Source organism: Lysobacter enzymogenes, assembly GCF_017168095.1.
GTDB lineage: Bacteria > Pseudomonadota > Gammaproteobacteria > Xanthomonadales > Xanthomonadaceae > Lysobacter > Lysobacter enzymogenes_D.
Map to the genome: position 1 here is coordinate 1 of NZ_LXSD01000507.1, position 353 is coordinate 353.

The window sequence follows — 353 nt, forward strand, 5'->3', positions numbered from 1 at the left end:
GCGCCGGCGCGGCGTAGGCGGCCGGACGCGGCGCGGGCGCCGGCGACGGCAGCAACGCGCGCGCGGCATCGGGCTGGGTGGCGAGGAAATGCTCGGCGATGGCGACGATGCTGCGGTGCTCGAACAGCACCGTGCTGCTGACCTCGGCAAAGCGCTCGCGCAGTTCGTTGGCGATGCGGATGGCGAGGATGGAATCCACGCCGTAGTTTTCCAGCGGCTCGTCCACGTCGACTTCGTCGGCCGGCTGTTCCAGGGTGCGCGCGACCACGGCGCCGACCAGCGCGATCGTCGCCGCGCGCACGTCGCGCGCAGCGGCGGCGACCGGCGCGGACGCGGCGACCGGCACTGCGGCC

1 protein-coding gene is annotated in these 353 nt (G+C 74.8%); it reads right to left on the bottom strand.

All coding sequences use genetic code 11. The features are described 5' to 3' along the window. Nucleotides 1–353: acyl carrier protein (locus A7A76_RS20755; protein WP_206413087.1), on the bottom strand; the 353-nt coding region annotated here is incomplete at both ends.